This window comes from Mesorhizobium sp. P2_D1 (assembly GCF_056404455.1).
Window position 1 is genome coordinate 113,649 of the sequence record NZ_JBFUDZ010000002.1, and the last position, 19,933, is coordinate 133,581.

Sequence of the window (19,933 nt, forward strand, 5' to 3'; positions counted from 1 at the left end):
AGGATAGAAGATTTGGCACAGACATCTCATGGCGTCGGCGGGGTCGGCTACGACGCGAAGAAGCGCGCGTGGCCTGCCGAAATCAACGTTTTCCTGGCGCTTGTCATCCTCGTCGTCGTCTTCGAACTGATCGGCCGGATCTTCCTCGGCGACAGCTTCCTGTTCAACACCCGCAGCGACGTCAGCGGGATCTTCAACGAGGCACGCCTGCAGATCATCATCCTGCAGGTGTCGATCGTCGGCATCATCGCCATCGGCGTGACGCAAGTGATCATCACCGGCGGCATCGACCTGTCCTCGGGTTCAATCGTCGGCGCGACCGCAATGATCGCCATGAGTTTTGCCCAGGTGGCGACCGTCAATGGCAATCCCAACCCCAAGGCGATGTTCCTCGCGCAAGGCTGGACCGACCTGCCTGTCATCGTGCCGCTGCTGGTCGCAATCAGCTGCGGGCTGTTCGCCGGCCTGGTCAACGGCGCCTTGATTGCCTACACGCGCATTCCGCCGTTCATCGCCACGCTCGGCATGATGGTGACGGCGCGCGGCATCGCCAAATGGTGGTCCAAGGGACAGCCGATCTCGTTTCCCACCGACAGTTTCGCGGCAATCGGCAAAGGCCTGATGCCGGTCATCATCTTCCTGTCGCTGGCGGTGCTGTTCCAGCTGATCATGACCTACACGCGGTACGGAAAGCACTGTTACGCGATTGGCTCCAATGAAGATGCCGCGCGCATGTCCGGCATCAAGATCGCCAACCACAAGATCCTCGTCTACGTCATCGCCGGCGTGCTCGCCGCGCTCGCCGCCGTGGTGCTGAGTTCCAAGAACCTCACCGCGCAGTCGGGCATGGGCGTAATGTACGAACTCGACGCCATCGCCATGGCGGTCATCGGCGGCGTCTCCTTGTCGGGCGGCCGCGGCTCGATCGTCGGCACGGTGATCGGCTCGCTGATCTTCGGCGTCATCATCTCCGGCTTCACCTTCCTGCGCCTCGACGCCTATTACCAGGAGATGGTCAAGGGCGTGATCATCGTCGGCGCAGTCGTTCTCGACCAGTGGCGTCAACGCCTTAGGGCAATGAGGGCTTGATCATGGCAGACATCGTCCTGAAGACCGAAAACCTGACCAAGCGCTATGGCGGCGTGCATGCGCTGGAAGGCGCGAACTTCGAACTGCGCAAGGGCGAGCATGTCGCCATCATGGGCGACAACGGTGCCGGCAAGTCGACCTTCGTGCGCCAAATAACCGCCGTCGAGCAACGCACCGACGGCAAGATCTGGTTCGACGGCAAGGAAGTGAACTTCACCGGGCCGATCGCGGCGCGCGAGGCGGGCATCGAGACCGTGTTCCAGAACCTGGCGCTGGCCGATGACCTCGACGTGCCGTCGAACCTGTTCCTCGGGCGCGAAAAGGTGCTGTTCAATCTCGGGCCGTTCTCGATCCTGGACCGCAAATACATGCGCAAGGCGACCGAGGCGGCACTGGTCCGCACCGCGGTGAAGATCCCCAACCTGTCCAACACCATCCGGCACATGTCGGGCGGCCAGCGCCAGTGCGTGGCGATCGCCAGGACCGCGACCTTCGCCTCCAAGCTGATCATTATGGATGAGCCGACGGCAGCCCTTGGCGTGCAGGAGACCGCACAGGTTGAAAACATCATCCGCACGCTGAAGGACAATGGCGAGCCGCTGATCCTGATCAGCCACAACATGCGCCAGGTGTTCGACCTTTGCGACCGCATCGTCGTCTTCCGCCGCGGCCGCATCGTCGCCAACCTGCGCAAGCAGGACACCGACGGAAACGATATCGTCTCCTACATCACCGGCGCCAAGACCGGAGAGGCGGAACTCGTGGCCTAGGGCCGGGCAAGGAGGCGGTGGTCACCGCCTTCCTGTCGATGTCGTCTTGACCGGAAAATCACCCGCGCCCATGACCGGCGCCTTGCTTCGAACCATCCTCAAAGGACATTCCATGGTACTCCGCTTCGCCCTCCTCGGTGCCGGCCGCATCGGCAAGGTCCACGCCCGCGCCGTCGGCTCCAACCCGCAGGCCAAACTGGTTGCTGTCGCCGACGCCTTCGAGAAGGCGGCGACCGAGCTGGCGACGGCCTATGGCGCCGAGGTGCGCAGCATCGACGCCATTGAAAAATCCAAGGACATCGACGCCGTCGTCATCTGCACGCCGACCGACACCCATGCCGATCTGATCGAGCGTTTCGCCAAGGCCGGCAAGGCAATCTTCTGCGAGAAGCCGATCGACCTCGACGTCAAGCGCGTCGAGAAGTGCCTGGCCGTGGTCGAGAAGGCCAAGGCAACGCTGATGGTCGGCTTCAACAGGCGCTTCGACCCGCATTTCGCCGCCGTGCGCAAGGCGATCGACGACGGCGCCATCGGCACCGTCGAGATGGTGACCATCACCTCGCGTGATCCGGGTGCGCCGCCGATCGATTACATCAAGCGCTCCGGCGGCATCTTTCGCGATATGACCATCCATGATTTCGACATGGCGCGCTTCCTGCTCGGCGAAGAGCCGGTGGCGGTCAGCGCCCATGCTTCGGTGCTGGTCGACAAGAAGATCGGCGAAGCCGGCGACTACGATAGCGTCAGCGTCATCCTCGAGACCGCGTCCGGCAAGCAGGCGGTCATCTCCAACTCGCGCCGCGCCACCTATGGCTATGACCAGCGCATCGAGGTGCATGGCTCGAAGGGCATGATCGCGGCAGAGAACCAGCGTCCGGTGTCGATCGAGCTGGCCAACGAGAAGGGCTATACGCGCCCGCCGCTGCATGATTTCTTCATGACCCGCTATCTCGACGCCTATGCCATAGAGATCGCTGCCTTCATCACGGCAGCGACGTCGGGCAAGAAGGCGGCGCCAAGCGGCGCCGACGGGCTCGTGGCGCTGAAGCTGGCCGATGCGGCGCTGAAGTCGGCGACATCAGGCAAGACCGTCCGTCTCGACACGGCAAATTAAGAACAGCAGGTACAGGAGCCCAGCGATGAGTACATCAGCCGGTCGCAATCATGAAACGCGCGCCATCGTCACCGGCGGCGCGCAAGGCATCGGCTTTGCCGTCGCCGAGGCGCTGGCCGACGAGGGCTGCCGGGCGCTCGCGCTCATCGGGCGCTCGCAGGAGAAGGGCGACAAGGCCGTCGCCCATTTCAAGAAAGCAGGCGTCGACGCGATCTTCATCAGCGCCGACGTCTCGAAGGTCGCCGACTGCAAGCGCGCGGTCGCGACCGCAATCTCGCATTTCGGCACCATCAACGCGTTGGTCAATGCCGCCGCGACGTCGGCACGCGGTTCGTTGGTCGAGACGAGCGAAGAGCTTTTCGACCAGATCTTCGACACCAATGTGCGTGGTCCCTTCTTCCTGATGCAGGGGCTGGTCGCCCACCTCCTGGAGCGCAAGGCGCCAGGGTCGATCGTCAACGTGCTGTCGATGTCGGCGCATGCCGGTCAGTCCTTCCTGACGCCCTATTCGACCAGCAAGGGCGCGCTGATGACGCTGACCAAGAATGTCGCCAGCTCCTATCGAAAGAACCGCATCCGCTGCAACGCCGTGCTGCCCGGCTGGATGGACACCGAGGGCGAGGCGATCGTGCAGAAGAAATGGCACGACGCTCCGGACGACTGGCTGGAGAAGGCCGAGGCCGCGCAGCCGATGGGCCAACTGGTCAAGCCGGCGCAGCTCGCCCGGCTGATCAGCTATATGATCAGCCCGCAAGCCGGCGTCATGACCGGGTCGCTGGTCGACTACGACCAGAACATCGCCGGAGTGATCGGTGAGTAGAACCTCGGTTCGATGCATCCATATTGGATCACGCTAAGCGGCCATCTTGGTGTCGGCATCACCGCCCGGTCGGAAGCCGATGCGCAGGAACTCTTCGTGCTTGCCTTCGGGTCCGCCGAGAAAATTGTCAGCATCGAGATCATCAAGGACATTAACGATCTCGAACAAAATCACGTCGTGCCCAATATGGGCGGAGCCAACTGGTTTCGACGCGGCATCTGGTTTCCGCAGGGCCACGAGCACATTTCAAATTGAGGGGGGACGTGACAAGCGCCTCCGCTTCGACTATATGAGCCTCATGATCAACCTGACCGCCACGTATTGGTACTTTAGGAGCTCGCTGGCGGCGGGAGGATTGCGCTCGATCTGAAGATTGCAGCAACAAGATCCGAACAGCCGCCAGACCTGGCGGCTTTTTTGTTTCAGCCGGCAGGTCTCCCAATCAGGAGCAGAAAGCCGTGTTGACCACCACAGATGACCTTCGGGTCAAGGAAATCAGGGAATTGAGTACGCCGGACCAGGTGATGCGGGAGATACCGCGCACGCTGACGGCGACGCGCACCGTTGCCGCCTCACGCAATGCAACCCACGCCATCTTGAACGGGACCGACGATCGACTGCTCGTCATCGTCGGTCCCTGTTCGATCCACGATCCGGTCGCGGCCGTCGATTATGCCAGCCGTCTGGCGGCGCTGCGCGAGACCCTGTCCGACCGGCTCGAGATCGTGATGCGGGTCTATTTCGAGAAGCCACGCACAACGGTCGGCTGGAAGGGTCTGATCAACGATCCCGACCTCGACGGCAGCTTCAACATCGACAAGGGGCTCAGGATGGCGCGCAACGTGCTCTCCGCCGTCAACAACCTCGGCCTGCCGGCGGCGACCGAATTCCTCGACATGACCACGCCGCAATACATTGCCGACCTCGTCGCCTGGGGCGCTATCGGCGCGCGCACGACCGAGAGCCAGATCCACCGCGAGCTGGCATCGGGCCTGTCCTGCCCGGTCGGCTTCAAGAACGGCACCGACGGCAATCTGCGGATCGCCGCGGAGGCGGTGAAATCGGCCGCCCAGCCGCACCATTTCATGGCGGTGACCAAGGGCGGACGCAGCGGCATCGCGACGACCACCGGCAATGAAGACTGCCACGTCATCCTGCGCGGCGGCGTTCAGCCCAACTATGACGCGGCGAGCGTCGAGGCGGCCTCGGTCGAACTCGCCCGCATCGGCGTCGCACCTCGGCTGATGATCGATGTCAGCCACGCCAACAGCTCAAAGAAGCCCGAGAACCAGCCCAAGGTGGCGGCCGATGTCGCGGGCCAGGTCACGGCGGGCGACGAGCGCATCATCGGCGTCATGATCGAGAGCAATCTCGTCGCCGGTCGGCAGGACGTGGTGCCCGGCAAGCCGCTCGTCTACGGCCAGAGCATCACCGACGGCTGCATCGACTGGGCGACCACCGAGACGGTGCTGCACGGCCTTGCTGGCGCGGTCGAGTGGCGCCGCTCGGCGCGCCGCGCCATGATCGACAGCCGCCAAGGGGCAGCCTGACAGGCCGGGGATAAGGCGGCGGTGTTTCCAGGCGCGGGCCTGGAATTCACGCCGCCTTCAAACCTTGCCACGCGGTCAGCACCGACACCGCAACCAGCAGCAATCCAGCCGCCCGGCCGGCAAATGCGGTCGCCCGGGGGTTGGCGACCAGTAGGTTGCGGCTGCGCCCGGCAGTGACGGCAAGCCCGCCATAGACGGCAAACTGCACGGCCACCGTCATCAATCCCATGATGGCCGCCTGTATCCAGATCGGACCATAGGCCGGCTTGAGAAATTGCGGATAGACCGCAAAGACGAAGAGGTAGGCCTTGGGATTGATCAGGCAGATCACCAGCCCCTGGCGAAACGCCTTCCATGCGGAGCGGCTGCCGGCAGGCCCCTCGTGGCCGACCTTGATCGAACTGCGCATCAGCGTCAGGCCGATGAAAGCCATGTAGGCGGCGCCGGCGATCAGCAGCGGATTGTAAAGGATCGGCACGAAATGCCTCAGCAGGCCGACGCCGACGGCGCCGTTCAGCGTGTGCACCATGCCGCCCAGCATGATGCCGCCGGTGGCGGCAAGGCCTCTGTTGCCGCCACCGGTCAGCGCATTGGCAAGCACGAAAAGCATGTCCATGCCGGGCACGATGATGATGCCTAACAGCAGGAGGAAGAACAGCCAGAGATTATCCGCATAGTCCATGTCAGTTGCCTGTCGCCTCACCTGGCGAAGCCGCTGAGGAATGTGTTGATTTTCAATTCGATAGGCAGTCGTATAGGTCAGCCCTACTGACGATGTAGTGTCAGTTGTGATCGGAGCGGGTAAGGAAATGCGCAAGGCATCGCGACTGTTCGAGATCATCCAGATCGTGCGGCTGGCGCGGCAGCCGGTGACGGCGGCAATGATGGTCGAAAAGCTGGAGGTGACGGTGCGCTCCGTCTATCGCGATATTGCCGCTTTGCAGGCGATGCGCGTGCCTATCGAGGGCGGGCGCGGCATCGGCTACATCCTGCGCCCCGGCTTCGACCTGCCGCCGCTGATGTTTTCGATCGAGGAGATGGAGGCGATCGTTCTGTCGCTGGCACTGCTGGAGCGCACGGGTGACAGCGAACTCAAGCAGGCGGCCAAGCGCGTCAGCGCCAAGATCGCCGGCGCGGTGCCGCCGCCCTTGCGCCAGACGTTCGACGCCAATGCGCTGCATGCGTGGGGGTTCGCCGCGCCCTCGGTCGGTGCGGTCGACCTGGCGCTGGTGCGTCGCGCCATCCGCGACGAGGAGAAGCTCGACCTGTCCTATCGCGACGAACTCGGCCGCGCCTCCGAGCGCCTCATCCGCCCGATTGCGCTGATCTATTACGCCGAAACCGCCAACATCGTCGCCTGGTGCGAGTTGCGCCAGGCCATCCGCAATTTCCGCAGCGACCGGATCGAGGATTGCCAGGCGACGGGGCTGCGGTTCAAGGGCGAAGGCGATCGCTTGCGGCAGGTGTGGGTGAACGGGTGGGAGACGAACGTCGCCCAGGCCGCGAGCAACTGAGGCGATCCATCGCGAAGCGGACTACCTCACATCCACCCAGCGCTTTTCGTCGAACGAGCGCGCCATCGCATGCACCGTGCGCTCGATCTCCAGCCCTTCGGCGAACTCGATGATCCGCGCCGGCTTGCCGGCCAGCCGCGTCAACAGTTCGTGGCACTCGATGATCTTGAGATCGTTGAAGCCGAGGCCATGGCCGGGCGCCGGCAGGAAGGCGTCGTAGGGCTTGTGGTGCGGCGCCACCAGGATGGTGCGATACCCCTGCTCGGTCGGGCGATCGGCGGTGAGGTAGAGCTGGAATTCGTTCATCCGCTCCTGGTCGAACAGGATCGATCCCTTCGAGCCGAATATCTGGATGGCGATGCGACCCTTGCGGCCCCAGGCCGAGCGGTTGACCAGCAGCGTGCCGGCAATGCCGTTTTCCAGATGCATCAGCACGCTGGCGATGTCGTAGGTCTCGACGGCGCGGCGGCCACCGGCGGCGAGCTTGCGGTCGGCATAGGGCTTGGCCATGTCGCAGATGACGCTGGCGACGCGGCCGAACAAGGCGGAGACCAGCGACAGCGGATGCACGGCGAAATCGTCGAGCGCGCCATAGCCGGAAGCCGCTTCGTGCTTCCAGAAGAACAGCGCCTCCGGGTCGGCCATGAAGTCCTCGTCCATCTCGATGCGCAGATGATTGACGTCGCCGATGACCTTCTCGTCGAGCAGCGCGCCGATGTGGCGGATGGCCGGGCTCTGGATGTAGTTGTAGCCGAGGGCGGCGACCTTGCCCGACTTCTTCGCCGCCGCCGCCATGGCTTCGGCCTCGGCGAAGCTCGGCGCCATCGGCTTTTCGCACCACAGATGCTTGCCGGCCTCGAGTATGGCGATGGCCATTTCCGGATGGAACTGGTTGGGCGTGGTCAGCGAGACGATATCGACATCCGGGTCGTTGACGACGGCGCGCCAGTCGCCGGACGCCTTGGCGAAGCCGAACTCGCCGGCCTTGCGCCTGGCGAGGTCCTCATTGACCTCGCCGAGATGGACGAGCCGGGGTTTGGGCACGTCGGGAAAGACGGCGCCGACGGCACTCCATGCGATGGCGTGACACTTGCCCATGAAACCCGTGCCGATGAGACCGACGCCGACCATTTTCCATTTCTCCACTGCCTGAAGCGTTGGATGGATGAATTAGTCCATTTTCTCCTGGAATGGAATGTCTGCCTCATTTTTTATGGCGTTCTTGCGCAGGCTCGCTATGATGGGGCAGAGAGGGTACCCATAGATGAGCCTGGACAGAGCGACGATGGACGAACGGGTACCTCGCGACTTCGAGACGCTGCGCGCCACCATCCTGGACCGGCGCGAAAGCCTGCCCAAGCGCATCGCCCAGATCGCCGCCTACGCGCTCGACAATCCCGACGACATCGCCTTCGGCACCGCCGCCAGCATCGCCGCTTCGGCCGGCGTGCAGCCGTCGACCCTGATCCGCTTTGCCCAGCAGCTTGGCTTCGACGGTTTCACCAGCCTGCAGCAGGTGTTTCGCGAGAGGCTGCGCGAGCGCAACTCGTCCTATGACGAACGCCTGCAGGCGCTGCGTGCCAAGGCCGAGGGCGCCGCCGGTCACCGGGCGATCTTCGACGGCTTCGTCGCCGCCGCCAGCACCTCGCTCAACGACATTTCGCGCACGCTGGACGACGCGCATCTGGAAGACGCGATTTCGCTGCTGGCGAAGGCGGAGACCATCTATGTGCTGGCCAAGCGCCGCTCCTATCCGGTGGCGTCCTACATCGCCTATGCGCTGGGCAAACTGAAGATCCGCAACCAGCTGATCGAATCGGCCGCCGGGCTGAACGCCGAGATGATCGCATTCGCCACGCCGGCGGACGCCGTCATCGCCATCAGCTTCTCGCCGTACGCGCCGGCCACCATCGAGGAGGCGCGCAACATTTCGGAACAGGGCGTGCCGATCGTCGCCATCACCGACAGCTCGTTTTCGCCTCTTGCCCAGTTCGCCAGCATCTGGTTCGAGGTTGCCGAGGCGGATTTCGCCGGCTTCCGCTCGCTGTCGGCGACGATGGCGCTGGCCATGGCGCTGACCGTTGGCGTCGGCGAAAAACGGCGCAGCACGGGCCGCAGGCGCAAGGCCTAGCAGGCACCTCAAAGACAATTTTAGACCGGGGAATGCTCATTCCATATTGACTATGGATTGGAATTATTATTTCATATTCCTGGCGCCACGCTGCCGCTCGCGCGTGTACCCCAAAATGCGTTGCTCAAGACAACAAGACTGACGGGAGGTTCCAATGAGCGAAGCCGTGGACGCGAAACAGGCGCCGCTCGACGTCATCACCATCGGTCGCGCTTCCGTCGACCTTTATGGCCAGCAGATCGGCTCGCGGCTGGAGGACATCACCTCATTCGCCAAGTCGGTCGGCGGCTGCCCGGCCAACATCTCTGTCGGCACGGCGAGGCTCGGCTTGCGCTCGGCACTGCTCACCCGCGTCGGCGACGAGCAGATGGGCCGCTTCATCCGCGAACAGCTAAGGCGCGAAGGCGTGTGCGTCGCCGGGCTGAATACCGACAAGGAGCGGCTGACCGCCTTGGTGCTGCTGTCGGTCGAGGATGAAGGCGTGTCGCCGATGATCTTCTACCGCTCAGACTGCGCCGACATGGCGCTGGCGCCGGAAGACATCGACGAGGCCTTCATCGCCTCGGCGCGATCCATCGTCGTCACCGGCACGCATTTTTCCCGTCCCAACAGCGATGCCGCCCAGCGCAAGGCAATCCGCATCATCAAGGCCAAGGGCGGCAAGGTGGTGTTCGACATCGACTATCGGCCGAACCTCTGGGGTCTGGCCGGCCATGCCGAAGGGTTCGAGCGTTATGTGAAATCAGACAGGGTCTCGGCCCAGTTGAAGACGGTACTGCCCGATTGCGACCTGATCGTCGGCACCGAAGAAGAGATCATGATCGCGTCGGGTGCCGATGATTGCCTGAGCGCCTTGAAGACGATCCGCTCGCTGTCCGCCGCGACCATCGTTCTGAAGCGTGGCGCCATGGGCTGCATCGTCTATGACGGGCCGATCAGCGAGGATCTCGAGGACGGCGTCGTCGGCAAGGGCTTTCCGATCGAGATCTACAATGTGCTCGGCGCCGGTGACGCCTTCATGTCCGGCTTTCTGCGTGGCTGGCTGGGTGGCGAAGACCATGCGACGGCGGCGACCTGGGCCAATGCTTGCGGCGCCTTCGCCGTGTCGCGGCTGCTGTGCGCGCCGGAATATCCGACCTTCGAGGAGCTGCAGTTCTTCCTCAAGAACGGCAGCAAGCATCTCGCCTTGCGCAAGGACGAGGCGGTCAACCACATCCATTGGGCAACCACGCGTCGCCGCGATGTTCCCTCGCTGATGGCGCTCGCCTGCGATCACCGCGTGCAGCTCGAGGATGTGGCGGCGAAGGCCGGTGCCGATCCCGCACGCATCCGCGATTTCAAGGTTCTGGCGGTCAAGGCGGCGGCGAAGGTCGCCGCCGGTCGCGACGGCTATGGCATGCTGATCGACGAGAAGCATGGCCGCGAGGCGATGTTCGAATTCGCCCGCCATCCCTTCGCCTGGCTCGGGCGGCCAGTCGAATTGCCGGGATCGCGACCCCTACGGTTCGAGTTCTCGCAGGACATCGGCTCGCAGCTCGTCGAATGGCCGGTCGATCACTGCATCAAGTGCCTGTGCTTCTATCATCCAGACGATCCGGCGGCGCTCAAGGAAGAGCAGCAGCAGAAGCTGCGCGCGCTGTTCGAGGCCGCACGCAAGGTCGGCAGGGAATTACTGGTCGAGATCATCGCTGGAAAACACGGCAAGCTCAACGACACGACGATCCCGCGCGCGCTGGAGGAACTCTATGCGCTCGGTATCAAGCCCGACTGGTGGAAGCTCGAACCACAGGCTTCGGCAGCGGCGTGGGCAAAGATCGAAGCGGTGATCCTGAAGCATGATCCATGGTGCCGGGGCGTCGTGCTGCTTGGCCTGGAAGCGCCGCAGGACGAGCTGGAAGCAGCTTTTGCCGCAACCGCCAAGGCGCCCATCGTCAAGGGGTTTGCCGTCGGCCGGACCATCTTCGTCCACGCGGCCGAACAATGGCTGGCCGGCAAGATGTCGGATGACGAGGCGATCGCCGACATGGCCTCGCGCTTCGAACAGTTGACCGAAGCGTGGCTTGCCGCGCGCGGCCGCAAAGCAGCATAAGAAGGCGCGGCATAGGACTGCGGAGGAAAACCACCATGAGCAAGACAATCCGCCTGACGATGGCGCAGGCGCTGACCCGCTTTCTCAGCAGGCAGATGACCGAGATCGACGGCAAGAAAGTCCCGATCTTCGGCGGTGTCTGGGCGATCTTCGGCCACGGCAATGTCGCCGGCATCGGCGAAGCGCTCTATCAGGTGCGCGACGAACTGCCGACCTTCCGAGCCCACAATGAACAGGCGATGGCGCATGCGGCGATCGCCTATGCCAAGGCCAATTTCCGCCGCCGCTTCATGGCGGCGACCTCGTCGATCGGCCCCGGCGCGCTCAACATGGTGACGGCTGCGGCACTGGCCCACGTCAACCGGCTGCCGGTGCTTTTTCTGCCCGGCGATGTCTTCGCCAACCGCATTCCCGATCCGGTGCTGCAGCAGGCCGAGGATTTCTCCGACGGCACGGCGACGGTCAATGACTGCTTCCGTCCGGTGTCGCGGTATTTCGACCGCATCACGCGGCCCGAACAGATCATCCCGGCGCTCAGCCGCGCCATGCAGGTGCTGACCGATCCGGCCGATTGCGGCCCAGTGACGCTGTCGCTTTGCCAGGACGTGCAGGCCGAGGCCTATGACTATCCCGAGAGCTTCTTTGCCGAGCGCGTCTGGCACCAGCGCCGGCCGCGGCCGGACCGCCACGAGCTTGCCGCGGCGGTGGCAGCACTCAAGGGGGCGAAGAAGCCGCTGGTGATCGCCGGCGGCGGCGTGCTTTATTCGCAGGCCTCGGACGAGCTGGCGAAATTCGTGCAGGGCGCCGGCATCCCGGTCTGCGAGACGCAAGGCGGCAAATCCTCGCTGCCGGACGATCATCCGCTCAACATGGCGGCGGTCGGCGTCACCGGCACCTCGGCCGCCAACCGGCTGGCCGAGGAAGCCGATATCGTGCTGGCCATCGGCACGCGCCTGCAGGATTTCACCACCGGCTCGTGGGCGTTGTTCAAGAACTCCGGCAAGACCATCATCGGCTTGAACGTGCAGCCTTTCGATGCCGGCAAGCACCGGGCGCTGCCGCTGGTCGCTGATGCGGCCGAGGGGCTGGCCGAACTCGGCGCGGCGCTGAAGGACTGGAAAGCGCCGGCAAGCTGGACCGACAATGCGGCCGCCGGCAAGAAGGCCTGGCAGGTGGAGGCGGCCAAGGTGACGGCGTCGACCAACGCCGCCTACCCGTCCGACGCGCAGGTGATCGGCGCCGTGCAGCGCGCGATGGGCTCTGGCGTAACCCTGCTGCACGCCGCCGGCGGCCTGCCCGGCGAACTGCACAAGCTGTGGCAAGCGGGCGCGCCGGGCTCCTACCACGCCGAATACGGCTTCTCGACCATGGGCTACGAGATTGCCGGCGGGCTTGGCACCAAGATGGCGAAGCCTGACGAGGAGATCGTCGTCATGATCGGCGACGGCTCCTATCTTATGCTGAATTCCGAAATCGCCACGTCGGTGATGCTCGGCCTCAAGCTGACCATCGTGCTGCTCGACAACCGTGGCTATGGCTGCATCAACCGGCTGCAGATGGCGACCGGCGGCGCCAACTTCAACAATCTCCTGAAGGACTCGCGCCACGAAATCCTGCCCGATATCGACTTCGCCGCGCATGCAGCGAGCATGGGGGCGATTGCCGAGAAAGTGCCATCGATCGCCGGGCTGGAAAACGCCCTGGAAAAGGCAAGGAAGAACAACCGCACCACCGTGCTGGTCATCGACACCGATCCGCTGGTTTCGACCGATGCCGGCGGCCATTGGTGGGATGTTGCGGTGCCGGAGGTCTCGGCGCGTGCCCAGGTGAACGCGGCGCGCAAGGCCTATGACGAAAAACGGCAGATGCAGACCATTGGCGATTGATGCCAACGCCGGCAAATCCCACCTTTCCCTTCGCGGGGAGGGTGGGCACGAACTGAAAACTGGAGTGACGACTTGAAAGCCAAACTGGGCATGTCCCCCATTGCGTGGTGGAACGACGATCTCGCGGAACTCAGCGATGATGTGTCGCTGGAAGAGTGTTTGCGCCAGTCGCGCTCGGCCGGTTTCACCGGCATGGAGATGGGCCGGCGGTTTCCCAACGATCCCGATGTCATGCTGCCGATCCTGAAGGCGGCCGACGTGACGCTTTGCGGCGGCTGGTTCTCGGGCACACTGATCGATGAGGACATGGGCAAGAACAAGGATCGCATCCAGCCGATGATCGATCTGTTCAAGGCGGTGAACGCGCCTTGCATCGTCTATGGCGAGGTCGGCCGCTCGATCCAGGGCGACCGCTCGAAGCCGCTCGCAACCAAGCCGAAGCTCTCGGACGACGAGATGAAGGTCTATGCGAAACGCCTCACCGAATTTGGCGAATGGTGCGCCGAACAGGGCATGCCGCTTTCCTATCACCATCACATGGCGGCGGTCGTCGAGACCGAGCCGGAACTCGATGCCTTCATGAAGTATTCCGGAGCCGGCATACCGCTGCTGCTCGATGCGGGGCACCTGGCCTTTGCCGGCGGCGACGTCCTGCGCGCCATCGACAACCACTATGCGCGCATCAGCCATGTGCATGTGAAGGACGTGCGCATGGGCGTGATCGACAAGCTCGACCGCACCAAGCAATCCTTCCTCGACGCCGTCGCGCTCGGGGCCTTCACGGTGCCGGGTGACGGCTCGCTGGATTTCGGCGCCATCGTGCAGCGGTTCGCGGACCATGGCTACGAGGGCTGGTTCGTGGTCGAGGCCGAGCAGGACCCGAAGAAGAACCCGCCGCTCAAGATGGCTGAGGTGGGCCACAAGGAATTGATGCGGGTGATGACGGCGGCCGGCTATACGGTCGAGACGCAGGGCTTTCCCAATGCCTAGGGCTTTCCCAATGCCTAGGGCTTCCCCAATGCCTGACGCGCTGGTTCTCGGCGAAGCCGGGTTGCTGTAGGTTGGCCGGATGAGAGATTCCGAGCATCCGTTTTTCCGGCCTTTGTGGCGGCGCGTCGCCGTCGTCGCGGTCTGCGTCATCTGGTCGATCATCGAATTCGCCACCGGCACGCCGTTCTGGGGCGTGATCGCGCTCGGCTTCGCCGGCTACGGCGTGTGGCAGTTCTTCTATCTCTACAAGCCGGCCGACGAGAGGCCGGCCGACGAGAGCAAGACAACGGCCGAGGCCGAACCGAAGGAGTAACCGGATGTCGAAACTGCTGGTGAAGGCCGACAAGGGCCATGGCCGCGTCGCCCATGTGACGCCGAAAACCGCCGGCTGGACCTATGTCGGTTTCGACCTGCATCGGCTGAAGCCCGGCGAGAGCGCGTCGGGAAAAACGGACGATCGCGAGGTCTGCCTGGTGTTCGTCACCGGCAAGGGCAAAGCGACAGCCGGCGGCAAGGACCTCGGCCTGCTCGGCGAGCGCATGTCGCCGTTCGAGGGCAAACCCTGGTCGGTCTACATACCCGAAGGGTCGGACTGGTCGGTTACGGCAGACACGGAGCTGGAGCTCGCGGTCTGCTCTGCACCGGGCCTCGGCGGCGGCCTGCCGGTGCGCGTGATCGGACCGGACGAACTCGGCCAGGAGGTGCGCGGCAAGGGCACCAACACGCGCTACGTCACCAACGTCCTGCCGGAAGGCAAGCCGGCCGATTCATTGCTGGTGGTCGAGGTCATCACGCCCGGCGGCCACACGTCGAGCTACCCACCGCACAAACACGACCAGGACAATCTGCCGGCCGAATCCTATCTCGAGGAAACCTACTATCATCGCCTCAACCCGCCGCAGGGCTTTGCCTTCCAGCGCGTCTACACCGACGCCGACAAGAACGGTCATCGCGCGCTGGACGAGGCCATGGCGATTGAGGATGGCGATGTCGTGCTGGTGCCCAAGGGCTATCATCCCTGTGCCGCCTGCCACGGCTACGACCTCTACTATCTCAACGTGATGGCCGGGCCGAAGCGGACGTGGAAATTCCACAACGCGCCCGAGCACGAATGGTTGATGAAAGCCTAACCGGTCATTCGTTTCGGGTGAAGCTGTTGGTCCAGCTGGGAAAATCGTCGGCTAAGAACCTGCAGGGTCGATTTGCCTTCGAAAACCCTTCAAAGCTTCGTCAATCCGTCATGGAAATCGCCTATGGCAGCGGGGCCAGTGCATGTCGCCCAAAAGTGAGCAGCGGTTTTGGGAGTACGATATGCGAAAAACCAAGACTTAAAGCGCGTCGCAGCATTTCTTCAAACGCGGCGCGCTTTAACGAGGACTTCTTCTCATGCGCTACGCCATCTATTTCACTCCCCGGCAGGACGAGCCGCTGGCGCGGATCGCCGCCAACTGGCTGGGCCGCGACCCGTTCGGTGGCGCGACAAGGCCGGTGGAGACGGTGGCCAATCTGTCGGCGGCGGAAGTTGCCTTCCACACCGCTTCGGCGCGGCGCTACGGTTTTCATGCGACGCTGAAAGCCCCCTTCCGGCTGGCTGCCAACGAGACGGAGACCTCGCTGCGCGCGGCACTCGACCATTTTGCCGAGGCAACGCCGGTGGTGACGATCCCGCGCCTTGTCGTCAGCCAGATCGACAGCTTCTTTGCGCTGGTGCCGGAAGGACCGCTGCCTCCGCTCAACCGCTTTGCCGATGACGTGGTGCTCGGTTTCGACCGGTTTCGCGCGCCGTTGACAGAGGCGGAGATCGAACGGCGCAGCCCGGACTCGCTGAAGCCCGCCCAATTCCGCAATCTGTGCCAGTGGGGCTATCCCTATGTCTTCGAGACCTTCCGCTTCCACATGACGCTGTCCGGCCGGGCGGGGCCACAGGAAAGCCCTCGTCTTCGTGCAGCAATCGACAGCCTGTTCGCGGAGGTGTTGCAACAGCCGGTGCTGGTGGATGCGTTGACGCTGTTTGTCGAAACCGAACCGGGCGCACCGTTCATGGTGCTCTCCCATCACGCGCTCGGGCGCCGCCCTGCCAGAAAAACCGCCTGAACAACCCAGCCGGAATAAACAAGGACTGCCTGAAATGACCGCCGAAACTGTTCTTACCAACGCGCGCATCGTGCTTGCCGACGAGATCGTCGAGGGTTCGCTGGTGCTGCGCGACGGCTTTATCGCCGGCATCGATGCCGGCACCGACCACACCGGCGGGACCATGGCCGGCGAGGACATGGGCGGCGACTATATCATTCCCGGGCTGGTCGAACTCCACACCGACCATCTCGAAGGCCACTACGCGCCGCGGCCGAAGGTGCGCTGGAACCCGATCGCCGCCGTGCTCGCCCATGACGCGCAAGTGGCGACCGCCGGCATCACCACCGTGCTCGATGCCTTGCGCGTCGGCATGGACGAGGACGCCGACCTGACATCGGACGACATCCGCAAGCTGGCCGACGCGATCGAGGACAGTGTCCAGCAGGATCGTCTGCGGGCCGACCATTTCATCCATCTGCGTTGTGAGGTTTCGGCGCCGGACTGCCTTAAGGCCTTCGCCAATTTCGACGGCGACGAGCGGGTCAAGCTGGCATCGCTGATGGACCACGCGCCCGGCCAGCGCCAGTTCGTCAACCTCGAAACCTATGCCTACTACTACCAGCGCAAGCTGAAATTGACCGACCGCGACTTCAAGCTGTTCTGCGAAAAGCGGATGGCGGAATCGGCCCGGAATTCGGGACCGAACCGTGTGCATATCGCCGCCGCCTGCCACGAGCGCGGCATCGTTCTGGCAAGCCACGACGACGCCACGACAGGCCATGTCGACGAGGCGATCGAACAGGGCGTGCGCGTCGCCGAGTTCCCGACCACGGAGGAAGCCGCCAGGGCCTCGAAACAGGCAGGGCTCGGCGTCTTGATGGGTGCGCCCAACGTCATGCGCGGTGCTTCGCATTCGGGCAATGTCTCGGCCCGCACGCTGGCCGGCGACGGGCTGCTCGATATCTTGTCGTCCGACTATATTCCTTTCAGCCTGATCCAGTCGGCGTTCTTCCTCGGCGACGTTGTCGAAGGCATTTCCCTGCCGCAGGCGGTCGCCATGGTCTCGAAGAACCCGGCCGAAGCGGTCGGCCTGACCGACCGCGGCATTATCGAGCAGGGCCGTCGCGCCGATCTGGTGCGCGTGCGTGTCGACGACCATGTCCCGGTCGTGCGCACGGTCTGGCGGCAGGGACGCCGGGTCGCATGATGGTGTCGGCCTTGATCGAGCGCGAATTGTCCGCCGAGAGGTTTCCGATCCGCGACGGCGTCTTCGTCGCCGTCGTCGGCCCGAGCGGCGCCGGCAAGGACACGGTGATCGGCTACGCCCGAGCCCGCTTTGCCGACGAGACCCGGCTGGAGTTCGTTCGCCGCGTCATCACCAGGCCGAGCGATGCCGCGAGCGAGGATCACGACACGCTGGCCGACGCGGCCTTCGTCGAAGCCGAAGCGGATGGCGCCTTCGCTATCTCCTGGGAGGCGCATGGCCTGCGTTATGGCATTCCGGCCGATGTCGACTGGTCGGTCGCCAATGGCCATGTCGCCGTCGCCAACGTGTCGCGCGCGATCATCCCGGTGCTGCGCGAGCGCTATGCCAACCTGGCCATCGTCGAGATCACCGCCTCGCCGGAGGTGCTGGCCGAGCGGCTGGCGATGCGCGGGCGCGAGTCTCGCGGCGAAGTGCTGGCGCGGCTGGCGCGAAGCGCCAGTGTGACCTTGTCGGGACCTGATGTTACCTCGATCGACAACAGCGGCCCGCGCGAGGCGGCCGGTGAACGCTTCGCCGAGGTGCTGCGCAAGGCGATGGCCTTCTCCGACATATCGGGCTTGATCTAGAGCCAATTGGCGCTTCACTTGCTTTTTCGCTGCCACTGGAGCGCTGTATGGTGCTGACGGCATCATGATGCCGGATCGCGATCCCGGGGCAACGACCTTCCAGGAAGAATCTCCATGCAGACTCTGACACCCATCCTTTCGACGATCACGGCGGCATTCCTGGCGTCCTTCGTCGAGGTCGTCGAGGCCTTCACCATCGTGCTCGCCGTCGGGGTGACGCGCAGCTGGCGCCCGGCACTGACCGGCGCAGCACTGGCGCTGGCGCTGCTGGCGGCTTTGGTGCTGACGTTCGGCCCGCTGCTGGCGCTCGTACCCATCACCACGCTGCAGTTCGTCGTCGGGGTGCTGCTGATCCTGTTCGGCATGCGCTGGCTGCGAAAGGCCATCCTGCGCAGCGTCGGCGTCATCGCCCTGCATGACGAGGAGGCGGCCTTCTCCAAGGAAACCGCAGCCTTGCACCAGCAGGCCAACGACCGCCGCGCCGACTACCTCGCCGGGCTGGCGTCGTTCAAGGCGGTGCTGCTCGAGGGCGTCGAGGTGGTGTTCATCGTCATTGCGGTCGGCGCCGCACATGGGCAGACGCTCTACGCCAGCCTCGGCGCGCTGGCGGCGTTCGTCCTGGTGATGCTTATCGGCCTGGCGGTCCATCGGCCGCTGGCACGTGTGCCGGAAAATGCGCTGAAATTCGTCGTCGGGCTGATGCTGACCAGCTTCGGCATCTTCTGGACCGGCGAAGGCATCGGCGCCGACTGGCCGGGTGCCGATCTCGCCTTGCTCGCCATTTTCGCCATCGTCGCGCTGGCCTCGTTTGCCATGGTGCGCTGGCTGCGCGGTGCTTACCCCACACTCAGCGGAGGGCTCGCCCGATGAACGTCATTCGGCTCGCGGCCAAGGAATTCTTCGGTATGTTCGTCGACGACGGCAGTCTGGCGCTGCTGGCGCTGGTCCTGGTGGCCCTCATCACGGCGGCGGTGAAGCTGCTGGCGCTGCCGCCGCTGCTCGGCGATGCCCTGCTGTTGGTGGGCTGCCTCGCCATCCTGTTGCACAGCGTTCGCCGCGCCGCACGCGGGACCAATCGGTAGGGCTGGCGCGTTGCTTCAGGCCCCAAGGGCAAAGGGCATCAGCGACACGGTGCCAGCCGCACTTTCGCCTGGGGCGAGCACGATGATGCCCTCGTCCGGATCGTTCCATCCGCCCCGGTTGAAAGCGCCGGAGGCGTTGGTCTGCGGTTCGACGCAGAAATACGGTTTCGTCGGGTCGGCGTACAGCATCAGGTGTCCGAAGACGGGATCGGCCTTGATGCGCAAGCCTGCGCCGCGCAGGGGAAAGCGAAGCGTCGCCTCGCCCGTCCAGCCACCATAGTCATTGTTGCGCCAGCCGGCGGGCAAAGGCCGGCCGGCGGCGAAGTCGAGTTCGGGTGCAAGCGTGATCGGATCGCCCGCGATGCCTTGCGGTTCTTCGAGATAGAACCGCGTCGCCTCGAACTGCAATGTGACGTCCGGGTCGCGATCGAACCAGGGATGCAGGCCAAAACCGAACGGCATGGAAACCGGCCCCGTGTTGGTCAGCGTCATGGTCACGTTGAGCCCTACCTCGGACACCACGAAAGCCTGCGTCGCGCGGTAGGAGTAAGGTTCGACGCCGGCTGCGATATCCAGCGACAGCGTTGCCTGGGCGTCGCTCGCCTCAGCGACAGTCCAGGCGTGTTTCCAGCCACTGCCATGCACGTTGATTGTTTCGGGTGGATTGTTCGGCTGGACCTGCCAGCGCTTGGCTGCGAAGTCGAAGGCGTTTCCAGCGATGCGGTTGGCGTAGGGCATCATCGGAAACATGGCGACGCCAAGCACGTTGCCCGCTTGCCGATCGTCATCGGAAAGCCGGCGCATGAGGTCGATGCCGCGCCAGCGCAGCGAGCCCACGCTGCCGCCAATGCGCGGCACGAGGTCGACCGCAAGCGCCCCGGCCCTGAGCGTCAATGGTTCAGGAACTGCACCCATCGCCTACCATCCATCCGCCATCGATATCAGGCATTTGGCCCGATGTGCGTGTCCAGTGGATCGCAGAACAACAC

At 64.2% G+C, this 19,933-nt stretch carries 21 protein-coding genes; 17 read left to right on the forward strand and 4 right to left on the reverse strand.

Going from position 1 to position 19,933, the window contains the following annotated elements:
• The first annotated feature begins 12 nt into the window (after positions 1-12).
• From AC1D0I_RS03095 to AC1D0I_RS03110, 4 genes are all read left to right on the forward strand, one after another.
• Positions 13-1,089 (forward strand): ABC transporter permease, encoded by a 1,077-nt coding sequence (locus AC1D0I_RS03095; RefSeq protein WP_095083255.1) that lies wholly within the window; start codon positions 13-15, stop codon positions 1,087-1,089.
• Positions 1,090-1,091: 2 nt separating this feature from the next.
• The gene (locus AC1D0I_RS03100) at positions 1,092-1,859 is read left to right on the forward strand and encodes an ATP-binding cassette domain-containing protein (protein ID WP_477392980.1); all 768 of its coding nucleotides are present in this window, start codon (positions 1,092-1,094) and stop codon (positions 1,857-1,859) included.
• A 112-nt stretch (positions 1,860-1,971) separates the two neighbouring features.
• The gene (gene iolG / locus AC1D0I_RS03105) at positions 1,972-2,973 is read left to right on the forward strand and encodes an inositol 2-dehydrogenase (RefSeq protein WP_477392982.1); all 1,002 of its coding nucleotides are present in this window, start codon (positions 1,972-1,974) and stop codon (positions 2,971-2,973) included.
• A gap of 25 nt (positions 2,974-2,998) precedes the next feature.
• Entirely contained in the window at positions 2,999-3,793 is a 795-nt protein-coding gene (locus tag AC1D0I_RS03110) for an SDR family oxidoreductase (RefSeq protein ID WP_477392984.1), read from the forward strand.
• 33 nt (positions 3,794-3,826) lie between these two features.
• Here AC1D0I_RS03110 and AC1D0I_RS03115 read toward each other — a convergent pair whose 3' ends face one another.
• On the reverse strand, positions 3,827-4,030 hold the full coding sequence (locus AC1D0I_RS03115; RefSeq protein ID WP_477392986.1) for a hypothetical protein: 204 nt from the start codon (positions 4,028-4,030) through the stop codon (positions 3,827-3,829).
• Between the two features lie 221 nt (positions 4,031-4,251).
• Between AC1D0I_RS03115 and AC1D0I_RS03120 the strand changes: the two genes are divergently transcribed.
• The gene (locus tag AC1D0I_RS03120; RefSeq protein ID WP_477392988.1) at positions 4,252-5,343 is read left to right on the forward strand and encodes a 3-deoxy-7-phosphoheptulonate synthase; all 1,092 of its coding nucleotides are present in this window, start codon (positions 4,252-4,254) and stop codon (positions 5,341-5,343) included.
• Between the two features lie 46 nt (positions 5,344-5,389).
• On the opposite strand, the gene AC1D0I_RS03125 is transcribed toward AC1D0I_RS03120, so the two are convergent.
• Positions 5,390-6,025, reverse strand: a complete 636-nt coding sequence (locus AC1D0I_RS03125) for a LysE family translocator (RefSeq protein ID WP_477392990.1) — start codon at positions 6,023-6,025, stop codon at positions 5,390-5,392.
• A 127-nt stretch (positions 6,026-6,152) separates the two neighbouring features.
• Here AC1D0I_RS03125 and AC1D0I_RS03130 point away from each other — a divergent pair, with 127 nt between their 5' ends.
• Complete coding sequence (locus tag AC1D0I_RS03130; protein WP_477392992.1) at positions 6,153-6,857, forward strand: helix-turn-helix transcriptional regulator; 705 nt, start codon at positions 6,153-6,155, stop codon at positions 6,855-6,857.
• A gap of 21 nt (positions 6,858-6,878) precedes the next feature.
• On the opposite strand, the gene AC1D0I_RS03135 is transcribed toward AC1D0I_RS03130, so the two are convergent.
• Positions 6,879-7,988 carry a Gfo/Idh/MocA family protein gene (locus AC1D0I_RS03135; RefSeq protein ID WP_477392994.1) on the reverse strand — a complete coding sequence of 370 codons (1,110 nt, stop codon included), beginning with the start codon at positions 7,986-7,988 and terminating at the stop codon, positions 6,879-6,881.
• 154 nt (positions 7,989-8,142) lie between these two features.
• Between AC1D0I_RS03135 and AC1D0I_RS03140 the strand changes: the two genes are divergently transcribed.
• The 11 genes from AC1D0I_RS03140 (at position 8,143) to AC1D0I_RS03190 (ending at position 18,944) form a co-directional block, all read left to right on the forward strand.
• Positions 8,143-8,988: a MurR/RpiR family transcriptional regulator gene (locus tag AC1D0I_RS03140; RefSeq protein WP_477393248.1), complete on the forward strand. Its 846-nt coding sequence runs from the start codon at positions 8,143-8,145 to the stop codon at positions 8,986-8,988.
• Between the two features lie 154 nt (positions 8,989-9,142).
• Entirely contained in the window at positions 9,143-11,077 is a 1,935-nt protein-coding gene (locus AC1D0I_RS03145; RefSeq protein WP_477392996.1) for a bifunctional 5-dehydro-2-deoxygluconokinase/5-dehydro-2-deoxyphosphogluconate aldolase, read from the forward strand.
• A gap of 35 nt (positions 11,078-11,112) precedes the next feature.
• Positions 11,113-12,963, forward strand: a complete 1,851-nt coding sequence (gene iolD / locus AC1D0I_RS03150) for a 3D-(3,5/4)-trihydroxycyclohexane-1,2-dione acylhydrolase (decyclizing) (RefSeq protein ID WP_477225064.1) — start codon at positions 11,113-11,115, stop codon at positions 12,961-12,963.
• A 72-nt stretch (positions 12,964-13,035) separates the two neighbouring features.
• The gene (gene iolE / locus AC1D0I_RS03155; RefSeq protein WP_477392998.1) at positions 13,036-13,953 is read left to right on the forward strand and encodes a myo-inosose-2 dehydratase; all 918 of its coding nucleotides are present in this window, start codon (positions 13,036-13,038) and stop codon (positions 13,951-13,953) included.
• A 79-nt stretch (positions 13,954-14,032) separates the two neighbouring features.
• Positions 14,033-14,266 carry a DUF3329 domain-containing protein gene (locus AC1D0I_RS03160; RefSeq protein WP_477393000.1) on the forward strand — a complete coding sequence of 78 codons (234 nt, stop codon included), beginning with the start codon at positions 14,033-14,035 and terminating at the stop codon, positions 14,264-14,266.
• Positions 14,267-14,270: 4 nt separating this feature from the next.
• Entirely contained in the window at positions 14,271-15,083 is an 813-nt protein-coding gene (iolB, locus tag AC1D0I_RS03165; protein WP_477393002.1) for a 5-deoxy-glucuronate isomerase, read from the forward strand.
• Positions 15,084-15,339: 256 nt separating this feature from the next.
• Positions 15,340-16,047, forward strand: a complete 708-nt coding sequence (locus tag AC1D0I_RS03170; RefSeq protein WP_477393004.1) for a DUF1045 domain-containing protein — start codon at positions 15,340-15,342, stop codon at positions 16,045-16,047.
• Between the two features lie 34 nt (positions 16,048-16,081).
• The gene (locus tag AC1D0I_RS03175; RefSeq protein WP_477393006.1) at positions 16,082-17,236 is read left to right on the forward strand and encodes an alpha-D-ribose 1-methylphosphonate 5-triphosphate diphosphatase; all 1,155 of its coding nucleotides are present in this window, start codon (positions 16,082-16,084) and stop codon (positions 17,234-17,236) included.
• Complete coding sequence (gene phnN / locus AC1D0I_RS03180; protein ID WP_457150150.1) at positions 17,233-17,862, forward strand: phosphonate metabolism protein/1,5-bisphosphokinase (PRPP-forming) PhnN; 630 nt, start codon at positions 17,233-17,235, stop codon at positions 17,860-17,862. The genes AC1D0I_RS03175 and phnN overlap by 4 nt, the downstream gene beginning before the upstream one ends.
• Before the next feature lie 114 nt (positions 17,863-17,976).
• Positions 17,977-18,732, forward strand: coding sequence for a COG4280 domain-containing protein (locus tag AC1D0I_RS03185; protein ID WP_477393008.1), 756 nt, complete (start codon positions 17,977-17,979; stop codon positions 18,730-18,732).
• The gene (locus tag AC1D0I_RS03190; protein ID WP_477393010.1) at positions 18,729-18,944 is read left to right on the forward strand and encodes a hypothetical protein; all 216 of its coding nucleotides are present in this window, start codon (positions 18,729-18,731) and stop codon (positions 18,942-18,944) included. Before AC1D0I_RS03185 ends, AC1D0I_RS03190 begins: the two co-directional genes overlap by 4 nt.
• Before the next feature lie 15 nt (positions 18,945-18,959).
• On the opposite strand, the gene AC1D0I_RS03195 is transcribed toward AC1D0I_RS03190, so the two are convergent.
• Positions 18,960-19,859 carry an aldose 1-epimerase gene (locus AC1D0I_RS03195; RefSeq protein ID WP_477393012.1) on the reverse strand — a complete coding sequence of 300 codons (900 nt, stop codon included), beginning with the start codon at positions 19,857-19,859 and terminating at the stop codon, positions 18,960-18,962.
• Between the last annotated feature and the right edge of the window lie 74 nt (positions 19,860-19,933).